The sequence below is a fragment of the Aetokthonos hydrillicola CCALA 1050 genome (genome assembly GCF_017591665.1).
GTDB classification, from domain to species: domain Bacteria; phylum Cyanobacteriota; class Cyanobacteriia; order Cyanobacteriales; family Nostocaceae; genus Aetokthonos; species Aetokthonos hydrillicola.
On record NZ_JAAKGC010000364.1, the window covers coordinates 1 to 1,669 of the forward strand.

Sequence of the window (1,669 nt, forward strand, 5' to 3'; positions counted from 1 at the left end):
ATGGTAAAGTGTTTTTATGTCAGTACAAGACATTTAAATAAAACCTACTCCCGGACTGGGAGGAAGTCACGCCTAAAACAGTGTCAAGTGGTCAGTAACTCTGCTGGTAGGCGTGAGAAAGCAAGACGCTCATTTTGTACATCCACAAAAATGGTGTCACCATCGTGGAAGTCACCACGTAAGATAGCTTTGGCAATTTGAGTTTCTAACTCCCGCTGAATCGCCCGCTTTAATGGACGTGCTCCAAACACGGGGTCATATCCTACTTCTGACAAAAAGTCAAGAGCAGAATTAGAAAGCTTGAGGGACATCTTACGATCGCTAAGTCTTTCGCGCAGTTTTTCTACTTGTATCTGGACAATCTTCCGTAATTCGCCTTTTTGTAAAGCGTGGAAGATAATGACTTCGTCAATACGGTTAAGGAACTCAGGACGGAAACTATTTCGCATTGCTTCCATAACTCGGCGCTGCATCTCATCATAACGGGAGTCATCCCCAGCTATATCTAAGATGAACTGTGAGCCAATATTGCTGGTCATGATAATAATGGTGTTCTTAAAATCCACCGTATGACCTTGAGCATCAGTGACACGCCCATCGTCAAGAATTTGTAGGAAGATATTAAACACATCTGGGTGTGCTTTTTCAATCTCGTCAAATAGAATCACCGCATAAGGACGACGACGGATTGCTTCGGTGAGTTGTCCACCTTCTTCATAACCCACATATCCTGGAGGTGCACCGATCAACCGAGATACAGCGTGCTTCTCCATGTACTCGGACATATCGATCCGTACTAAAGCCTCTTCAGTATCAAACAAATAGGCTGCCAAAGCTTTAGCCAGTTCAGTTTTACCTACACCTGTAGGACCAAGGAAAATAAAGCTAGCGGTTGGACGATTAGGATCAGCAAGTCCAGCACGAGAACGTTGAATTGCATCAGATACAGCAGTTACAGCTTCATCTTGTCCTACGACACGATTATGCAGTTCATCTTCTAAGTGCAGCAGCTTTTCTTTCTCTGATTCCACCAACTTGCTGATAGGTATTCCCGTCCACTTAGAGATCACTTCCGCAATATCAGCTTCTGAGACTTCTTCTCGTAACAGAGATTTTCCACTACCTTGAGCTTGAGCAAGTTCAGTTTCAACAGCTTCCAGTCTACGGTGTAAATCAGTTAACTTGCCATATTTCAATTCAGCGGCGCGGTTGAGATCGTAGTCGCGTTCTGCTTGCTGGATCTCTAAGTTGACTCTGTCTATTTCCTCTTTGACAGACTGAATTTTTGTGATAATATCTTTCTCGGACTGCCATTGGGCATTTAGTGTTCTTTGTTCCTCTTTAAGATCGGCGAGTTCTTTTTCTAGTTTTTCTAGACGTTCACGAGAAGCTGCACTGCTCTCTTTTTGCAAAGACAGCTTTTCCATTTCTAATTGCAATATCTTGCGGTCAATTTCGTCAAGTTCTTCTGGTTTGGAGGTAATCTCCATTTTCAGTCTCGCTGCGGCTTCATCTACCAAGTCAATCGCTTTATCTGGTAAGAAGCGATCGCTAATATATCGACTTGACAGTGTTGCTGCTGCAACTAAAGAACTATCAGAAATCTTCACACCATGGTGAACTTCATAGCGTTCTTTCAACCCGCGCAAAATGGAAATTGTATCCTCTA

The 1,669-nt window shown here is 43.3% G+C and carries 1 protein-coding gene; it reads right to left on the minus strand.

All coding sequences use genetic code 11. From position 1 onward, the window contains the following. Nucleotides 1-83 precede the first annotated feature (83 nt). Nucleotides 84-1,669, minus strand: a 1,586-nt coding sequence (locus G4P69_RS37960; protein ID WP_208355090.1) for an AAA family ATPase, incomplete at its 5' end; no start/stop codon positions are given.